This is a genomic window from Mesorhizobium sp. B3-2-1 (assembly GCF_006439515.1).
Lineage (GTDB): Bacteria > Pseudomonadota > Alphaproteobacteria > Rhizobiales > Rhizobiaceae > Mesorhizobium.
In genome coordinates, this window is sequence record NZ_VFTI01000011.1 from 25,340 (window position 1) to 42,545 (window position 17,206).

Annotated in this window: 15 protein-coding genes; 12 read left to right on the plus strand and 3 right to left on the minus strand. The window is 63.1% G+C overall.

Annotated elements, in window-relative coordinates:
* Positions 1 to 46: 46 nt before the first annotated feature.
* The 3 genes from xdhB to uraH all read right to left on the minus strand — a co-directional run bounded on the left by xdhB (position 47) and on the right by uraH (position 4,475).
* A complete protein-coding gene (xdhB, locus tag FJW08_RS13460) occupies positions 47 to 2,410 on the minus strand; it encodes a xanthine dehydrogenase molybdopterin binding subunit (RefSeq protein ID WP_140810969.1) in 2,364 nt (787 codons plus the stop codon).
* 205 nt (positions 2,411 to 2,615) lie between these two features.
* Entirely contained in the window at positions 2,616 to 4,097 is a 1,482-nt protein-coding gene (gene xdhA / locus FJW08_RS13465; RefSeq protein ID WP_140810970.1) for a xanthine dehydrogenase small subunit, read from the minus strand.
* A gap of 3 nt (positions 4,098 to 4,100) precedes the next feature.
* The gene (gene uraH, locus FJW08_RS13470; protein ID WP_140757153.1) at positions 4,101 to 4,475 is read right to left on the minus strand and encodes a hydroxyisourate hydrolase; all 375 of its coding nucleotides are present in this window, start codon (positions 4,473 to 4,475) and stop codon (positions 4,101 to 4,103) included.
* 204 nt (positions 4,476 to 4,679) lie between these two features.
* Here uraH and puuE point away from each other — a divergent pair, with 204 nt between their 5' ends.
* From puuE to FJW08_RS13530, 12 genes are all read left to right on the plus strand, one after another.
* Positions 4,680 to 6,098 carry an allantoinase PuuE gene (puuE, locus tag FJW08_RS13475; RefSeq protein ID WP_140757155.1) on the plus strand — a complete coding sequence of 473 codons (1,419 nt, stop codon included), beginning with the start codon at positions 4,680 to 4,682 and terminating at the stop codon, positions 6,096 to 6,098.
* Positions 6,099 to 6,107: 9 nt separating this feature from the next.
* A complete protein-coding gene (locus tag FJW08_RS13480; RefSeq protein ID WP_140810971.1) occupies positions 6,108 to 6,971 on the plus strand; it encodes a bifunctional allantoicase/(S)-ureidoglycine aminohydrolase in 864 nt (287 codons plus the stop codon).
* Positions 6,968 to 7,471: an ureidoglycolate lyase gene (locus FJW08_RS13485; RefSeq protein WP_140810972.1), complete on the plus strand. Its 504-nt coding sequence runs from the start codon at positions 6,968 to 6,970 to the stop codon at positions 7,469 to 7,471. Before FJW08_RS13480 ends, FJW08_RS13485 begins: the two co-directional genes overlap by 4 nt.
* Positions 7,471 to 8,064, plus strand: coding sequence for a nucleoside deaminase (locus FJW08_RS13490; RefSeq protein WP_140810973.1), 594 nt, complete (start codon positions 7,471 to 7,473; stop codon positions 8,062 to 8,064). Before FJW08_RS13485 ends, FJW08_RS13490 begins: the two co-directional genes overlap by 1 nt.
* A 56-nt stretch (positions 8,065 to 8,120) precedes the next feature.
* Positions 8,121 to 8,426: a type II toxin-antitoxin system MqsR family toxin gene (locus tag FJW08_RS13495; RefSeq protein WP_140810974.1), complete on the plus strand. Its 306-nt coding sequence runs from the start codon at positions 8,121 to 8,123 to the stop codon at positions 8,424 to 8,426.
* Between the two features lie 2 nt (positions 8,427 to 8,428).
* Complete coding sequence (locus FJW08_RS13500) at positions 8,429 to 8,848, plus strand: type II toxin-antitoxin system MqsA family antitoxin (protein ID WP_140810975.1); 420 nt, start codon at positions 8,429 to 8,431, stop codon at positions 8,846 to 8,848.
* Between the two features lie 79 nt (positions 8,849 to 8,927).
* A complete protein-coding gene (locus FJW08_RS13505) occupies positions 8,928 to 10,913 on the plus strand; it encodes a CocE/NonD family hydrolase (RefSeq protein ID WP_140810977.1) in 1,986 nt (661 codons plus the stop codon).
* A 154-nt stretch (positions 10,914 to 11,067) separates the two neighbouring features.
* Positions 11,068 to 12,654, plus strand: coding sequence for an ABC transporter substrate-binding protein (locus FJW08_RS13510; RefSeq protein WP_140810978.1), 1,587 nt, complete (start codon positions 11,068 to 11,070; stop codon positions 12,652 to 12,654).
* Between the two features lie 16 nt (positions 12,655 to 12,670).
* Positions 12,671 to 13,630: an ABC transporter permease gene (locus FJW08_RS13515; protein ID WP_140757169.1), complete on the plus strand. Its 960-nt coding sequence runs from the start codon at positions 12,671 to 12,673 to the stop codon at positions 13,628 to 13,630.
* A 12-nt stretch (positions 13,631 to 13,642) separates the two neighbouring features.
* On the plus strand, positions 13,643 to 14,470 hold the full coding sequence (locus FJW08_RS13520) for an ABC transporter permease (protein ID WP_140757171.1): 828 nt from the start codon (positions 13,643 to 13,645) through the stop codon (positions 14,468 to 14,470).
* Positions 14,470 to 16,125, plus strand: coding sequence for an ABC transporter ATP-binding protein (locus FJW08_RS13525; protein WP_140810979.1), 1,656 nt, complete (start codon positions 14,470 to 14,472; stop codon positions 16,123 to 16,125). Before FJW08_RS13520 ends, FJW08_RS13525 begins: the two co-directional genes overlap by 1 nt.
* Positions 16,126 to 16,235: 110 nt before the next feature.
* Positions 16,236 to 17,075, plus strand: coding sequence for an alkaline phosphatase family protein (locus tag FJW08_RS13530; RefSeq protein ID WP_140810980.1), 840 nt, complete (start codon positions 16,236 to 16,238; stop codon positions 17,073 to 17,075).
* Positions 17,076 to 17,206: the final 131 nt, after the last annotated feature.

A 17,206-nucleotide genomic window follows, 5' to 3' on the forward strand; every position in this document is an offset into this window, starting at 1 on the left:
CCACGAAATATAGTGTTTTTCGGCGCGATTTGCACGTTTTGGAGCCTCAAGACGGCTCTGAAGCCTCCCGCTTCAACCGTTCGATCGCCATCAGCACGCGTTCTGGCGTTGCCGGCGCGTCGAGGCGCGGGCAGATCTTGTGGTCGGCGACGCTGGCCACGGCATCCGACAGGGCGTGCAGCACCGCCATGCCGTGCGGCAGCGGCGGTTCGCCGACCGCCTTGGAGCGATGGATGGTCGGCTCATAGGCCTGCGACCAGTCGGTCAGCGCCACGTTGAAGATTTTTGGGCGGTCCGACGCCAGCGGAATCTTGTAGGTCGACGGCGCATGCGTGCGCAGCCGGCCCTTGTCGTCCCACCACAGTTCCTCGGTGGTCAGCCAGCCCATGCCCTGGACGAAGCCGCCCTCGACCTGGCCGAGGTCGATGGCCCGGTTCAGCGACCGGCCGCAATCGTGCAGGATATCGGCGCGCTCGACGACATATTCGCCGGTCAGCGTGTCGACCGACACTTCGGCGCAGGCCGCGCCATAGGCGTAGTAGTAGAAGGCGTGGCCCCGGCCCTTGCTGCGGTCCCAATGGATCTTCGGCGTCTTGTAGAAGCCGGCGGCCGAGAGCTGCACACGCGCGACATAGGCCTGCTTGACCAGATCGTTGAAGCTGACCTCCTGGTTGCCGACGCGCACCCGGTTGGGCAGGAACACCACCTGGTCGACGGGGATCTGGTATTTCTCGGCGGCGAAGTCGGTCAGCCGCTGGCGGATCTGGCGCGCCGCATTCTGCGCCGCCATGCCGTTGAGGTCGGCGCCAGAGGATGCCGCCGTCGGCGCGGTGTTAGGCACCTTGGCGGTGGTGGTGGCGGTGATCTTCACGCGGTCGAGGTCGATCTGGAACTCCTCGGCCACGACCTGGGCTACCTTGAGGTGCAGGCCCTGCCCCATTTCGGTACCGCCATGGTTCATGTGCACCGAACCGTCGGCATAGACATGCACCAGCGCGCCGGCCTGGTTGGCCTCGGTCTTGGTGAAGGAGATGCCGAACTTGACCGGCGTCAGCGCCAGGCCGCGCTTGACGAAGCGGCTGTTGGCGTTGAACGCGGAAATCTCGCGGCGGCGGCGCGCATAGCTGGCGCTCTCCTCCAGTTCCGCCACGATGCGCTGGATGATGCAGTCCTCGACCTTCTGGTGATAGGGCGTGACGTTGCGGCCGCCGATCGCTTCCATCGGATCGTAGAAATTCAGCTTGCGGATTTCGAGCGAATCCTTGCCGACCGCGAAGGCGACCTCGTCGATGACGCGCTCGGCGCCGACCATGCCTTGCGGGCCGCCGAAGCCGCGAAAGGCGGTGTTGGACACGGTGTTGGTAAAGAGCGGCGCCGACTTGGCGTGCACCGCAGGATAGAAATAGGCGTTGTCGCAGTGAAACAGCGCACGATCGCCGACCGGTCCGGACAGGTCTGCGGAAAAGCCGCAGCGCAAGGCGTAGGTGAAATCGACGCCGAGGATGTTGCCCTCGTCGTCGAAGCCGACCTCGTAGTCGATGGCGAAATCGTGCCGCTTGCCGGTTGCGGTCATGTCCTCGTCGCGGTCGAGCCGGATCTTGACCGCGCGCTTCAGCTTCTTGGCCGCGATGGCGGCGATCGCGGCGCACTGGTTGGCCTGTGTTTCCTTGCCGCCGAAGCCGCCGCCCATGCGGCGCACCTCCACCGTCACCGCGTTGCTCGGCACGCCGAGCGTGTGGGCGACCAGATGCTGCGTCTCGCTCGGACCCTGAGTCGAACAGTAGACAGTCACCTCGTCGTCCTCGCCGGGAATCGCGAGCGACACCTGGCCTTCGAGGTAGAAATGGTCCTGGCCGCCAAGCCACATGCGGTTCTTGATGCGGCGGGGCGCTGCCTGGATTGCCGCGGCCGCATCGCCGCGCTTCAGGATCAGCGGCGTGGTCACCTGCTTGTCCTTCGTCGGATCAAGGTCCCAGATGTCGATCACGGCGGGAAGCTCATCATACTCGATCCTGGCCAGGCGCGCGGCGCGCCGGGCTGCCTCGCGCGTCTCGGCAATCACCGCGAAGATCGGCTGGCCGAAGAACTGCACCTTGCCTTCCGCGAGCACCGGATCGTCATGCATGTTGCTGGGCGAGACATCGTTTTCGCCCGGCACGTCGGCATAAGTCAGCACGTCGACGACACCAGGGGCCGCGCGCACCGCCGAGAGATCGACGCTTTTCAGAACGCCATGTGCCACCTTGGACAGGCCAAGGCCGGCATGCAGCGTGCCTGCCGGTTCCGGCATGTCGTCGATATAGACGGCGCCGCCGCTGACGTGCTTGTGGGCTGAATCATGCTGCTGGTCGGTGGCGACGCCACCGACGATCTTTTCCGCCTTGAGGTTTGATGGTGCGTGGTCGTTCATTCAGCCTCCTTCCCTTCACCCCGTTCACGGGGAGAAGGTGGCCCGAAGGGCCGGATGAGGGGCAGCGCCGACATTGACGAGTTTACCAGAAGCGATCGACGCTGGCGCCGCCCCTCATCTGCCTGCCGGCATCTTCTCCCCGTGAACGGGGAGAAGGACGCTACCCGCGACCGTTTGCCTGTCTGCTCACTCGCCTTGATTCGCATCAGGCCGCCTCGTCGCGCGACACCTGGAACGGCGCTTTCGTTCCTGTCGTCTCGACGTAAAAGCGCAGCAAGAGGTTCTTTGCCGCCAGCGCTCGATATTCGGCGCTCGCGCGCATGTCGGTGAGCGGCGTGAAGTCCTTGGCGTATTCGGCCATCGCTGCCTCCACCGTCGCTTCGCTCCAAATCTTGCCGATCAAAGCCTGTTCAACCGCCGACGCCCGCTTCGGCGTTGCCGCCATGCCGCCATAGGCGATGCTGATATCGGCTACCGTGCCGTCCTTGGCCAGAGCCAGACAAAAGGCGCCCAAGGTCGCGGTGATGTCCTCGTCACGGCGCTTGGTGACCTTGTAGACGGCGAATTTCACATCCTTTGCCGGCACGGGCACATGCACAGCCTCGACAAACTCGCCTGGCTGGCGGTCCTGCTTGCCATAGGCGATGAAGAAATCCTGCAACGGGATCGTGCGCCGCTTCTTGCCCTTGCGCAATGTCATCCGTGCGCCGAGCGCGATCAACGGTGGCGGCGTGTCGCCGATCGGCGAGCCGTTGGCGACGTTGCCGCCGATCGTGCCCATGTTGCGAACCTGTTCGCCGCCGATGCGGTCGAACAACGGCCCCAGCGCCGGGATGCGTTTCGACAGTGTCGAAAAGGCTTCGGTGTAGGTGACGCCGGCGCCAATCGATATGACGCCATCTTCTTCCGTGATGGTGCAAAGCCCCGGCAGATCGCCGATGAAGATCGCCGGCGAGATGTCGCGCATATGCTTGGTCACCCACAGGCCAACGTCGGTCGAACCGGCGACGACGGTGGCGGTGGGTTCTTTTTCGAAGACAGAAGCGAAATCGTCGGCATCGGCCGGCACGACCAGCCGAGTCTTGCCGGAGCCAATCTCGATCCTGGCGCCATCGCGCAACGCCCGCAGCCGTGTCGTGATGTCCCGGCGCTCCGCCGCCAGCGGATCCTTCGCCGCCTTGCCATAGCTCGAGATGGCATGCGCGGCGCGCATGATCGCCTCATAGCCGGTGCAGCGGCAGAGATTGCCTTGCAAGGCCTTTTCTATCGCCGCATCCGACGGGTCCGGCGACTTCATCCACAAGCCATAGAGCGACATGACGAAACCCGGCGTGCAGAATCCGCATTGCGAGCCATGGAAATCGACCATCGCCTGCTGCACAGGATGCAACTGACCAGCTTCGCCGCGCAGATGCTCGACCGTCACGACATGGGTGCCGTCGAGCGAGCCGAGGAAGCGGATGCAGGCATTGACGCTTTCATAGACCAGTCCGGTGGCCGATAGCTTGCCGACGAGCACGGTGCAGGCGCCGCAATCGCCCTCGGCGCAGCCTTCCTTGGTGCCGCGCAGCGAACGGTCGAGCCGCAGCCAGTCGAGCAAGGTCGCGTCTGGCGCCACGGATGACAGCGCGACATCCCTGCCATTCAGAATGAAGCGGATTTCGTCGCGAATGTTGACCTTGGCCATGCCTCAGCTCCCCCTGTAAGTGGAATAGCCGTATGGCGAGATCAGCAATGGTACATGATAGTGCACCGCCTCCGCCATGCCGAAGCGGATCGGCACGCTGTCGAGGAAGGCAGGCTCCGGCAGCTTCGTGCCCTGGACACGCAGATAATCGCCAGCCGCGAACACCAGTTCGTATTCGCCGGGGCGGAAGTCGGCGCCTGCCAGCAGCGGCGCGTCGCAGCGGCCGTCTGCATTGGTGACGACCGTCTTCAGAAGCGTGCGGGCGGAACCGTCAAGATGGTAGAGCGCGATCGACAATCCAGCCGCCGGCTTACCGGTCGCGGTATCCAGGACATGGGTCGTCAGACGCCCGCCATCGGCTTTCGACGTTTCTGCCATTGGCCGCCTCCCATTTTCCAATACGAACAAATTGGCCGGTACAATCGAGCACTAACGATGAATTGTGCGCCAATTAAAGGCGATGCATAAGTCCCGGTCGAGCGGAGTGCGACAAAAACACTTTCAAAAATTTTGAGGGGAATGCGAGAAGCACCCTTTCGATATTCTGATCATACTTCCGGTGATGCCGGGTGCGGAGGGACGATGCGTTACACCAGGGACATGCGTGGCTACGGAGCTAATCCGCCGGATCCGAAATGGCCTGGCGGCGCGCATGTCGCCGTGCAGTTCGTCGTCAACTACGAAGAGGGCGGCGAGAACTGCGTGCTCCACGGCGACAAGGCTTCGGAAGCTTTCCTGTCGGAAATCGTCGGCGCGGCGCCCTGGGTGGGCCAGCGCCACTGGAACATGGAATCGATCTACGAATATGGGGCGCGGGCCGGCTTCTGGCGGCTGCTGCGCCTGTTCAGCGAAGAGCAGGTGCCTGTGACCTGCTACGGCGTCGCCACGGCGCTCGCGCGCTCACCCGACCAGGTCACGGCCATGCAGGAAGCCGGCTGGGAAATCGCCTCGCACGGACTGAGATGGATCGACTACCGCGACCACGACGCCGAGGACGAGCGCCGCGATCTCGAAGCGGCGATCAAGCTGCACTATGAGGTGACCGGCCAGCGCCCGACCGGCTGGTATACGGGCCGCACATCGGTCAACACGGTGCGGCTGGTGGCCGAAGAAGGCGGCTTCGACTACGTCTCGGACACCTATGACGACGAACTGCCTTACTGGTTCGAGCATAGCGGCAGCACGCAGCTCATCATCCCCTACACGCTCGACGCCAACGACATGCGCTTTGCCACGCCGCAGGGTTTCAACTCGGGCGACCAGTTCTTCGCCTATCTCAGGGACAGTTTCGACACGCTCTATGCCGAGGGCAAGGCAGGCAGGCCGCGCATGATGAATATCGGCCTGCATTGCCGTCTCGTCGGACGGCCGGGCCGGGTAGCGGCGCTGAAGCGCTTCGTCGATTACGTCAAGTCGCACGACAAGGTCTGGCTGGCACGGCGCATCGACATCGCCAAGCACTGGCAGGAGAACCATCCCTACAAGCCGGCCGCTTTGCGCCCGTCGAAGATGGAATTCGAGACGTTCGTTCACACCTTCGGCGGCGTGTTCGAGCATTCGCCGTGGATCGCGGAACGGGCCTACGAGCTGGAGCTTGGCCCGGCGCACGACACGGCGGGCGGCCTGCACAATGCGCTCTGCCGCATCTTCCGTTCCGCCAGCGAGACCGAGCGGCTCGGCGTGCTCAACGCCCATCCCGACCTCGCCGGCAAGCTCGCCAAGGCCAGGCGGCTGACGGCGGAATCGACCAGGGAACAGGCTTCCGCCGGCCTCGACGCGCTGACCGACAAGGAACGCGAACTGTTCTCCAAGCTCAACGCCGCCTACGTCACCACCTTCGGCTTCCCCTTCATCATCGCGGTGAAGGGCAAGACAAAGGAGGAAATCCTCGCCGAATTCGAAGCCCGTATAGGCAACAGCCGCGGCGTCGAGTTCGAGACCGCCTGTAAACAGGTCGAGCTCATCGCGCTGCTCCGCCTCAAGGACATGCTTCCACAATAGGTTTGAACCATGGATACGATCAGGATGCCCGAGCGCACCTATTATGCCCCGCAGGGCGGCCATTCCGGCCAGACCGAGCTTCTGACCGGCCGCGCCGTCTTCACCGAGGCCTATGCGGTCATTCCCAAGGGCGTGATGCAGGACATCGTCACCAGCGCCCTTCCGTTCTGGGACAAGACCCGCGTCTGGATCCTGTCGCGGCCGCTGTCCGGCTTCGCCGAGACGTTTTCGCAATACATCGTCGAGGTCGCGCCCGGCGGCGGCAGCGACCGGCCGGAGCCCGATGCCGGTGCCGAAGGCGCCCTGTTCGTGGTCGAGGGCGAACTGACGGTTCTGCTCGACGGCAAGAAGCATAGCTTGAGGCCCGGCGGCTTTGCCTTCCTGCCGCCGGCCAGCGGCTGGACAGTCCGCAACGAAAGCAAGGCGGCTGTCCGCTTCCACTGGATACGCAAGGCTTATGAGGCAGTCGACGGCCTCGAGATTCCCGAGGCTTTCTTCACCAACGAACAGGAGATCGCGCCGACCCCGATGCCGGGCACCGAGGGCCGCTGGGCAACGACGCGGTTCGTTGATCCCGCCGATCTGCGCCACGACATGCATATGACCATCGTCACGCTCGAGCCGGGCGCGGTCATTCCCTTCGCCGAGACGCATGTCATGGAACACGGGCTCTATGTGCTCGAGGGCAAGGCTGTCTACCGGCTCAATCAGGACTGGGTCGAAGTCGAGGCCGGCGACTATATGTGGCTGCGCGCCTTCTGCCCGCAGGCCTGCTATGCCGGCGGCCCCGGCAAATTCCGCTATCTGCTTTACAAGGATGTCAACCGGCACGCCAAACTCGGCGGGGCAGATATCGCGAAGCGCACGTCATGACCCCCATCGTCGCGCGGCCGCTGACCCGCGAGGCCTTTGCCGAATTCGGCGACGTCATCGACATGGGCGGCGACAACCACTACCCGATCAATGGCGGCAAGGCCGAGCGCTACCACGACCTCGCTACCGCGCAGGCGACAGGACCAAATGCGCGCGTGCTGATCTCGATGGTGCGCGGCACGCCTTATGAGATGCCGCTGAAGCTGACCATGGTCGAGCGCCACCCCTTGGGCAGCCAGGCCTTCATCCCGCTGTCGCCGCGTCGGTTCCTGGTCGTCGTCTGCCATGACGGCAAGGAGGGGCCGGACGAGCCGCATGCCTTCATCACCGCGCCGGGGCAAGGCATCAACTATTCCCGCAATCTGTGGCACGGCGTGCTGACGCCGCTCGGCGAGGCGCAGGATTTTTTGATCGTCGACCGCGGCGGCGACGGGTCCAACCTCGAAGAATTCCATTTCTCGCACGCCTACGAGATCCATCTTCCTGACGAGAGCTTGTGATGACCGACATTTCGCTGATCGACCGCCTGCTCGACGTCATCGAGCAAGATATCGTGCCGAAGACGGCAGAAGGCGTCGCGCTCGGCAACAAGCTGTTCGGCGCGGCGATCCTGCGCAAGGACGACCGGTCGCTGGTACTAGCCGAGACCAACAACGAGATGGAAAACCCGCTCTGGCATGGCGAGGTGCATTGCCTGAAGCGCTTTTACGAAATGCCCAAGGCCGAACGTGTCGACACGAAAGACGCCATCTTCATCGCCACGCATGAGCCCTGCTCGCTCTGCCTGTCGGCGATCACCTGGACCGGCTTCGACAATTTTTACTACCTCTTCAGCCACGAGGATTCGCGCGACAGTTTCGCCATTCCGCATGATCTCAAAATCCTGAAAGAGGTCTTCACCCTCGACCCCGGCGGCTACAATGCCGAGAATGCCTATTGGAAAAGCTTTTCCATCCGTCGGCTGGTGCGCGCACTGCCCGAGGTCGAACGCCAGCGGCTGGAGGCGCGCATCGCCAGGATTTCCGCACGCTATGACGAGCTGTCCGACGCCTATCAGGCGAACAAGGCCGAAAACGACATTCCGCTTAACTGAGTTCCGTCTCAATAACCGCCACTTGAATTACCCCCTTTAAGGGGGCATATTGGCTTATGGAGAAACGTAGGCCCACTTACGATCTTGATGCAATCAAGTCGATGTTTGGGTCTGTCGACACCCTGGCGATCACAACGTCCGCACTGCGGGATGCTGTCGGGCTGGGCTTCGATCGCGCCGGCATGGTCGAGGTGATCGACAGCATGACGCGGAAGATGTTTGTGAAGTCGATGACGACTTTCGCGGATCATCGAGTGTGGCAGGATGTCTATCACGTGCCAGCGCGCGACATGCTTCTCTATGTGAAATTCCAGGCGGATGTCGTGACCGAATTCACGATCATATCGTTCAAGGAGAAATGACCATGGCGACAAGGGAGAGCAGTGAAACGAATATGATGGTCTCTCCCGAAACCGGAGAAACGTTGGCGCGCGGGGTCCGTCCATTCACCGTAACCTATAAGGGCGAGAGCATGATCGTCGACCTGCCCGGCTACTATCCGCCATCGGATGGCGAGGGTGTACATGTCGGCGACGACATGGCCGCTGTAGATGCCGCCTTGCGCGCCCTCAAGGAGAAGATCGACGGCGTGCCGGCCCCGTCAACCATCCGCCGCATGCGCGCGAAGCTCAAGCTTTCGCAGCGCGAGGCGGGATCCCTGTTCAAGGTCGGAGAAAATGCCTTCGACAAGTACGAAAGAGGCTTGATCGAACCGAGTGGCCCGACAATTCAGTTGATGACACTGCTGGAGAAACATCCCGAACTGCTCGACGAATTGCGGTAGCGGCACAGGTCGCATATTTCGCTGCTCCAGTCGCGAATGACGATTGAAAGTTCTCGTGCCGCGGGGCGTTATGCCTGCCATGAAAACCATCACCGAATTTCCCCGCAAGGTCGTCGAATTTCCCGACATGGGCATCGTCATGCCCGATGGCTGCCGGCTGTCGGCGCGGGTGTGGATGCCGGAGGATGCGGGCGATGACCCGGTACCTGTCATCCTCGAGCACCTGCCCTACCGCAAGCGCGACGGCACGATCTTTCGCGATCAGCTTACCCATCCCTATTTCGCCGGCCACGGCTACGCCTCGATCCGCGTCGACATGCGCGGCAATGGCGATTCCGAAGGGCTGATGGACGACGAATATTCCGAGCAGGAACTGCAGGACGCCTGCGATGTCATCGCCTGGGCGGCGGCGCAGCCCTGGTGCAACGGCAATGTCGGCATGATGGGTATTTCCTGGGGCGGCTTCAATTGCCTGCAGGTGGCGGCCAAACAGCCGCCGGCGCTCAAGGCGGTGATCAGCCTGTGCTCCACCGTCGACCGCTATGCCGACGACATCCACTACAAGGGCGGCTGCCTTTTGAACGAGAATTTCGGCTGGGCCTCGACCATGCTGTCCTACTCGTCGCGGCCACCAGATCCGCTGCTTGCCGGCGACAACAGATGGCGCGACCTGTGGCTGAGACGGCTGGAGAACCAATCGTTCCTTTTGCCGCTGTGGCTGAGCCACCAGCATCGCGACGCCTATTGGAAGCGCGGCTCGATCTGCGAGGATTTTTCCGCTGTTCATGCCGCGGTGCTGTCGATCGGCGGCTGGCATGACGGCTACCGCAACACGATCTCGCACCTCGTCACCAATATCGAGGCACCGGTCAAGGGCATCGTCGGGCCGTGGATCCACAAATACCCGCACTATGCCGGACCCAAGCCCGCCATCGGCTTCCTGCAGGAAGCGCTGCGCTGGTGGGACCACTGGCTGAAGGGCGTCGAGACCGGCGTCGAGGCCGATCCCGACTACCGCGCCTATGTGATGGACAGCGTGCGTCCCGCCCGCTGGCATCCCGAGCGGCCCGGCCGCTGGATAGCCGAGCAGGAGTGGCCGTCGTCCAACATAGCGGTCGAAGCGATCGAACTAATTCCCCCTGATGCAGGGCCTTCCACGGTCGCTTCACCGCAGACCTGCGGGCTCGCCGGCGGCGAATATTTTCCGTTCACCTTCGGGCCGGAATTGCCGGGTGATCAGCGCCCTGACGATGCGCTGTCGGCGTGTTTCGACCAGCCTGAGCTCACCAAGCCGATCGAGATTGTCGGGGCGCCGGAGCTTAAGATCCAGCTTGCCTCCGATCGGCCCCAGGCCAACATCGCGGTCCGGCTTTGCGACGTGCATCCCGACGGTGCCTCGGAACTTATATCCTATGGCGTGCTCAATCTGACGCACCGCAACTCGCATGAATTCCCCGAAGCGCTGGTCCCCGGGGAGACAGTTTCGGTGCGTGTCGTGCTCGATCAATGCGCCTACCGCGTGCCGGCCGGCCACCGTCTGCGCGTTGCCATTTCGGCCGCCTACTGGCCAATGATCTGGCCTTCGCCGGAACCGGCACGACTGACCCTGTCGGACGCCACGCTATCGGTGCCGTTGCGCCTGCTGGCAACAGGCGACGAAGCCGTTTTCGGCGAGCCGGAAGGTGCCGCGCCCTGGGCGACCGAGACGATCCGTGCCGCGAATTCCGAACGCCATGTCGACCGCGACGAAAAGACGGGAATCGTCACGCTTTCCATAACGGACGACTTCGGCGAGGTGCGCGATCTCGACCATGGCCTTGTCAACGGCAGCATCGCCCGCGAAACCTGGACCATCCATCCTGACGATCCTCTGTCAGCCTCGGGAAAAACACATTGGACGCAGACCCTGTCGCGAAACGGATGGTCGGTCCGCACCGAGACATGGGCGCAAATGCGGTCGGATGCGCAAAACTTCATCGTCAGCGCCAGAATCGAGGCTTACGAGGGCGAAAACCTCGTCTTCGAGCGCGATTTCGACGAAAAGGTCCCGCGAGCGCTGGTTTGAGTGCTGAAATCGTTGGTCCAAATGCGACGTGCGATTTACGCCACGGCATGTCGCATTCGGTCTTGCTTACCGCTTTCCGTTGCGGTCATTATTCCCTTTAACAACAAGCAAGAAAATCGACCACAGAGTCGAACCAACAGAGTGAGGAACTCAAATGTCAAACGAACTGGAATTCCTTAGCCGGCGCGTCGCGTCGGGCAAACTGAGCCGTCGTGATTTCCTTGGCCGTGCGGCAGCGCTCGGCATCGCCGCACCCTTCGCCAACGCATTGCTTTCGAGCGCGGCGCGGGCGGCGGGGCCGGTCAAGGGCGGCACGCTAAAGGCCGGCCTGGTCGGCGGCGAATCCACCAACAGCCTGGACCCGGCGCTGATGATGACGCAGGTGCCGTTCGCCTTCGGCAAATGCTGGGGCGAAATGATCGTCGAGCTGTCGCCCGAGGGCAAGCTCGAGAACCGCATCGCCGAAGACATCGGCTCATCCAAGGACGCCAAGGTCTGGACGCTGAAGATCCGCGACGGCATCGAATTCCATAACGGCAAGACGGTGACCGCCGAGGACGTCGCCGCCACGCTCGAACGCCATTCGGACGAGAAGTCGAAATCCGGCGCGCTTGGCTACATGAAGGGCATCGACACCATCAAGGTCAACGGCAAGGAAGTGGTGCTTACCCTGAAGGAGGCCAACGCCGACCTTCCGTACCTGCTCAGCGACTATCACCTGATCGTCCAGCCGAACGGCGGCAAGGACAAGCCCGACGCCGGCATCTCGGCCGGCCCCTACAAGGTCAAGACCAACGAGCCTGGCGTGCGCCATGTCGGCGAGCGCTTCGCCAATTACTGGCAGGGCGACAAGATGGGCCATGCCGACCAGGTCGAAGTCGTCGTCATCAACGACGCGACGGCGCGCACGGCGGCCCTGCAGGGCGGCCAAGTCAACATGATCAACCGCGTCGAGCCGAAGATCGTCGACCTGATCAAGCGCGTACCGGGCGTCACCATCCGCAACCATTCCGGCCCCGGCCATTACGTGTTCATCATGCATTGCGACACGGCGCCGTTCGACAACAACGACCTCAGGATGGCGCTGAAGCTGGCGATCGACCGCGAGGAAATGCTGAACAAGGTGCTGCGCGGCTACGGCTCGCTCGGCAACGATTTCCCGATCAACGCGTCCTATCCGCTGTTCACCGAAATCGAGCAGCGCAAATACGATCCCGACAAGGCCAAGTTCCACTACAAGAAGTCGGGCCATGACGGCACAGTGCTGCTGAGGACCTCGGACGTCGCCTTCCCGGGCGCTGTCGATGCGTCCCAGCTGTTCCAGCAGAGCGCGGCCAAGGCCGGCATCAAGATCGAGCTCAAGCGCGAGCCCGGCGACGGCTACTGGAACGAGGTGTGGAACAAGCAGCCCTTCTGCGCTTCCTACTGGGGCGGCCGCTCGACCCAGGACCAGATGTACTCGACCGCCTATCTGTCGACGGCCGACTGGAACGACACGCGCTTCAAGCGCCCGGACTTCGACAAGATGGTGCTGGCGGCGCGCGCCGAACTCGACGAGGCCAAGCGCAAGCAGATGTACCACGACATGGCTGTCATGGTGCGCGACGAAGGCGGCCTGATCCTGCCGATGTTCAACCAGTTCATCGACGCAACGGGACCGAAAGTCGCCGGTTGGGTGGAGGATCCGCACCAGGAGCTGTGCAACGGCTACGCTTTGGCGAAGTGCTGGCTCGAAGCCTGAGCACGGCCCTGCGGAGATGTCCTCGCCCCTCGTGAAACTGGTGGCCCAGCGCATCGCGCTGGGCATCCTCCTTCTGCTGGCCGTTTCGGTCCTGATCTTCGCCGGCACCCAGATCCTGCCCGGCGACGTCGCGCAAGCCATCCTCGGACAGTCGGCGACGCCGGAGTCGCTGGCCAACCTGCGCGAGCAGCTCGGGCTCAACCAGCCCGCCTATATCCGCTATTTCCACTGGCTGGGCGGCGTGCTGACCGGCGATCTCGGCACCGCCATGTCGAGCGGGCAGGACATCGCGACATCGATCAAGGAACGGCTGTGGAACACGCTGTTCCTGGCTTTTTGGGCGGCAATCGTGGCCATTCCACTGGCGATCACGCTCGGCCTGATCGCGGTGCGCTACCGCAATGGCTGGGTCGACAAGCTGATTTCCGGCTTGGCGCTCGCCTCGACGTCGTTCCCGGAATTCTTTATCGGCTATGTGCTCGTCTATTTCTTTGCCGTGCAGTATCAATGGTTCCCTGCCATCTCGACGGTCTATGACGGCATGCCGTTCGGCGAGCGCATGCAGGCGATCGCGCTGCCGGCGGCCGCGCTGACGCTGGTGGTGCTCGCCCACATGATGCGCATGACGCGGGCGGCCATCCTCAACGTCATGCAGTCGGCCTATGTCGAGACAGCGGAACTGAAGGGCCTGTCGGCGTTCAGCGTGATCCGGAAGCACGCATTTCCGAATGCCATTGCGCCAATCATCAACGTCGTGATGCTCAATCTGGCTTATCTGATCGTGGGTGTCGTCGTCGTCGAGGTGATCTTCGTCTATCCCGGCATGGGCCAATATCTCGTCGACCACGTCACCAAGCGCGACGTGCCGGTGGTGCAAGCGGTCGGCCTGATTTTCGCCGCCGTCTACATCAGCTTGAACATCATCGCGGACATAGCGGCGATCGTCGCCAATCCGCGTCTCAGACATCCGAAGTAGGGAGCGACCGATATGCTCGATGTCAGACGCATTCCCATCCCGGCGCTGATCGGCCTGGCGCTCACCGCTCTGTTCGTGCTGGCGGCAGTCTTCGCGCCATGGATCGCGCCGCACGGCAATGCCGAGATCGTCAGCGACACTCCCTGGGAACCCATGTCGGCGCTGCATTGGCTGGGCACCGACAATCTTGGGCGCGATTTGTTGTCGCGCATGATCTACGGTGCCCGCATCACCTTGTTCATCGCCGTGCTCGCCACCGCGCTCTCCTTTTCGCTCGGCGCCATTCTCGGCTTTTCGGCGGCGGTTTTCGGCGGCTGGTTCGACACGGGACTGTCGCGCCTCGTCGATCTGCTGATGTCGATCCCGACGCTGATCATGGCTCTCGTCGTGCTTTCGGTGCTGCCATCCAACTTGGTGACGTTGATACTGGTGATGGGCGTCCTCGATTCAACCCGCGTCTATCGTCTGTCGCGCGCGGTCGCTGTCGACATCAACGTCATGGACTATGTCGAGGCAGCGAAGCTGCGCGGCGAAGGCAGCGTCTGGATCATCTTCCGTGAGATCCTGCCCAACGCGCTGTCGCCACTGGTTTCTGAACTCGGCCTGCGCTTCATTTACGCGGTGCTGTTCCTGTCGACGCTGTCCTTCCTCGGCCTTGGCGTGCAGCCGCCGGATGCCGACTGGGGCGGCATGGTGAAGGAGAACAAGGACGGCATCGTGTTCGGTATAGGCGCCGCGCTCATTCCGGCGGCCGCGATCGCGGCCCTAGCGATCTCGGTCAATCTTGTTGCCGACTGGGTGCTGAACCGCACGACAAGCCTGAAGGGAGGACGCGGCTGATGGCTGACGGCAAGGCAAAGTCCACCCCTCTGCTCGACATCCGCAATTTGCGCATCGAGGCGACGGTCTATCCCCCTGGCGAGACACCAAAGACCATCACGCTGGTCCACGACGTGTCGCTGACACTGGAGAAGGGCAAGGTGCTCGGCCTGATCGGCGAATCCGGCGCCGGCAAGTCGACCATCGGCCTGTCGTCCATGGGCTATGGCCGCGGCGGCGTGCGCATCACCGGCGGCGAAGTCATCCTCAACGGCCGCGATATCCTGAAGGGCGGCAAGGACGGATTCCGCAAGCTGCGCGGCCGCGAGGTCTGCTATGTCGCGCAGTCGGCGGCGGCCGCCTTCAATCCGGCGCACAGGCTGATGGACCAGGTGGTGGAAGCCACGCTTCTGCACGGAACGGCGACACGGGCCGAGGCAGAGAAACGCGCGATCGCGCTGTTCAAGAAGCTCAGCCTGCCGAACCCGGAAACCATCGGCGAACGCTTTCCGCATCAGGTGTCGGGCGGACAGTTGCAGCGTGTGATGACGGCGATGGCGCTTTGCTCGGAGCCTGACCTGATCGTCTTCGACGAACCGACCACGGCGCTCGACGTGACGACGCAGATCGACGTGCTGTCGGCGATCAAGGACGCCATCCGCGACACCCATGTGGCGGCGCTCTACATCACCCACGACCTTGCCGTCGTTGCCCAGGTCTCGGACGAGATCATGGTGCTGCGCCACGGCCGGCTGGTCGAATGGGGGGGCACCCGCCAGATCATCAAGGAGCCGCGCCAGGAATACACCAACGCGCTGGTCTCGGTGCACGAGATCGAACATGCCGAACAGAACCCGGGCGCGACGCCGTTCCTGTCGGTCAAGAACGTCACCGCCGCCTATGGCGGCGGCCACGTCAAGGTGCTCAAGAACGTTTCGGTCGACATTTATCCGGGCCAGACACTGGCCGTGGTTGGCGAGTCCGGTTCAGGCAAGTCGACGCTGGCGCGCGCCATCACCGGCCTGTTGCCGCCCGAGCAGGGCACGGTGACCTTCGATGGGCGCCCACTGGCCAACCGGCTCGCCGACCGGCCGAAGGAGGATCTGCGCCAGTTGCAGATGATCTACCAGATGGCCGACGTGGCGATGAATCCGCGCCAGACCGTCGGCACCATCATCGGCCGGCCGCTCGAATTCTATTTCGGTATCCGCGGCAGGGAACGCGACCGCCGTGTCGCCGAGCTGCTCGACGAGATCGAGATGGGCAAGGGCTTCGTCGACCGCTATCCGGCCGAGCTTTCGGGCGGCCAGAAGCAGCGCGTCTGCATCGCCCGTTCGCTCGCGGCGAAGCCGAAGCTGATCATCTGCGACGAAGTGACATCGGCTCTCGACCCGTTGGTGGCCAACGGCATCCTCAAGCTGCTGCTCAACCTGCAGCAGCATGAGAAGGTAGCCTACCTCTTCATCACCCACGACCTGGCGACGGTGAAGTCGATCGCCGATTCGATCGCGGTGATGTATCGCGGCGAAGTGGTGCGCTATGGCTCCAAGAGCAAGGTGCTCACACCTCCCTTCGATGCCTATACCGACCTGCTGCTGTCGTCCGTTCCGGAAATGGAGATCGGCTGGCTGGAAAAAGCGATCAAGGGGCGGCGCATGGCCAGCGCGGGGAACTAGCCAAGCGCAACATGGCTATGCCGATGCGCGCGAAGGCGGGTTGATCGTGCGCTTCTTCAGCCAATTCATCGACGCCGCCGCCACCGACAGACAATCGCATGGAGCCGTCCGTGGCGCTCAAGACCAAGCTTCTGCTGATCATCCTCGACGGCGTTCCATACCGCAACTGGCGCCGGCTGATGGGCAATCTCGAAGGCTGGGTGCAGTCGGGCGAGGCTCGGGTGTGGAAGATGCGCTCGGTGCTGCCGTCGACCTCGGCCTGCTGCTATGCCTCGATCCACACGGGCGTGTCGCCGCAGGTGCACGGCATCCTGTCCAACGAGAACCGCTTTCGCGTCGGGCAGCCCGACATCTTCTCGGAAGTCAGCAAGGCCGGCGGCAAGACCGGCGCGGTCACCCATTCCTACTGGTCCGAATTCTTCCGCTCCTACCCGTTCGACCTGATCGAGGACATGGAGTATGACGAGCCCGGCGGGCCGATCACGCACGGCCGCTTCCACTCCATGACCGGCTACAATCTCAAGAACCAGATGACGCCGAGTGATGTCGACCTGTTCGCGACACTGACCATGCTCACCCGGCGCCATGGCATCGATTACGGCATCCTGCACACCTGCACGCTGGACTCGATGGGCCATCGTTTCGGCCATGACTGCCACGAGATGGACCATGCCTGCTACGCCGTGGACGGCATGCTGGCGGCCTTCTTGCCGGGCTGGATCGAGGCCGGCTACGAGGTCATGGTCACCGCCGACCACGGCCAGACCGACCGCGGCCATCATGGCGGCCATGACGACGAGATGCAGGATTTCGCGCTGTATTATTTCGGACAGGGCAAGGGGCCGCAGGCCGACACACTGCTCGACCAGTTACAACTGGCACCAACGGTGTTGAGCCGGCTGGGCGTGCCGGTGCCGGCGACGATGAAGGCGAAGGCTTTTCTCACCTGATCAAGCGGCTGGCACCGCCCCTCATCCGCCTGCCGGCATCTTCTCCCCGTGAAACGGGAGAAGGGATGCTCTGGCCACGTCCCCGCTCTTCGGTTAGCCTCCCAGAATTCCTTGGCGGAGGATGAACCTTT

Excerpts from the sequence above, each read along its gene's own strand:
- xdhB (WP_140810969.1), bottom strand. The coding sequence starts at position 2,410 with ATGAACGACCACGCACCATCAAACCTCAAGGCGGAAAAGATCGTCGGT.
- xdhA (WP_140810970.1), bottom strand. The coding sequence starts at position 4,097 with ATGGCCAAGGTCAACATTCGCGACGAAATCCGCTTCATTCTGAATGGC.
- uraH (WP_140757153.1), bottom strand. The coding sequence starts at position 4,475 with ATGGCAGAAACGTCGAAAGCCGATGGCGGGCGTCTGACGACCCATGTC.
- puuE (WP_140757155.1), top strand. The coding sequence starts at position 4,680 with ATGCGTTACACCAGGGACATGCGTGGCTACGGAGCTAATCCGCCGGAT.
- FJW08_RS13480 (WP_140810971.1), top strand. The coding sequence starts at position 6,108 with ATGGATACGATCAGGATGCCCGAGCGCACCTATTATGCCCCGCAGGGC.
- FJW08_RS13485 (WP_140810972.1), top strand. The coding sequence starts at position 6,968 with ATGACCCCCATCGTCGCGCGGCCGCTGACCCGCGAGGCCTTTGCCGAA.
- FJW08_RS13490 (WP_140810973.1), top strand. The coding sequence starts at position 7,471 with ATGACCGACATTTCGCTGATCGACCGCCTGCTCGACGTCATCGAGCAA.
- FJW08_RS13495 (WP_140810974.1), top strand. The coding sequence starts at position 8,121 with ATGGAGAAACGTAGGCCCACTTACGATCTTGATGCAATCAAGTCGATG.
- FJW08_RS13500 (WP_140810975.1), top strand. The coding sequence starts at position 8,429 with ATGGCGACAAGGGAGAGCAGTGAAACGAATATGATGGTCTCTCCCGAA.
- FJW08_RS13505 (WP_140810977.1), top strand. The coding sequence starts at position 8,928 with ATGAAAACCATCACCGAATTTCCCCGCAAGGTCGTCGAATTTCCCGAC.
- FJW08_RS13510 (WP_140810978.1), top strand. The coding sequence starts at position 11,068 with ATGTCAAACGAACTGGAATTCCTTAGCCGGCGCGTCGCGTCGGGCAAA.
- FJW08_RS13515 (WP_140757169.1), top strand. The coding sequence starts at position 12,671 with ATGTCCTCGCCCCTCGTGAAACTGGTGGCCCAGCGCATCGCGCTGGGC.
- FJW08_RS13520 (WP_140757171.1), top strand. The coding sequence starts at position 13,643 with ATGCTCGATGTCAGACGCATTCCCATCCCGGCGCTGATCGGCCTGGCG.
- FJW08_RS13525 (WP_140810979.1), top strand. The coding sequence starts at position 14,470 with ATGGCTGACGGCAAGGCAAAGTCCACCCCTCTGCTCGACATCCGCAAT.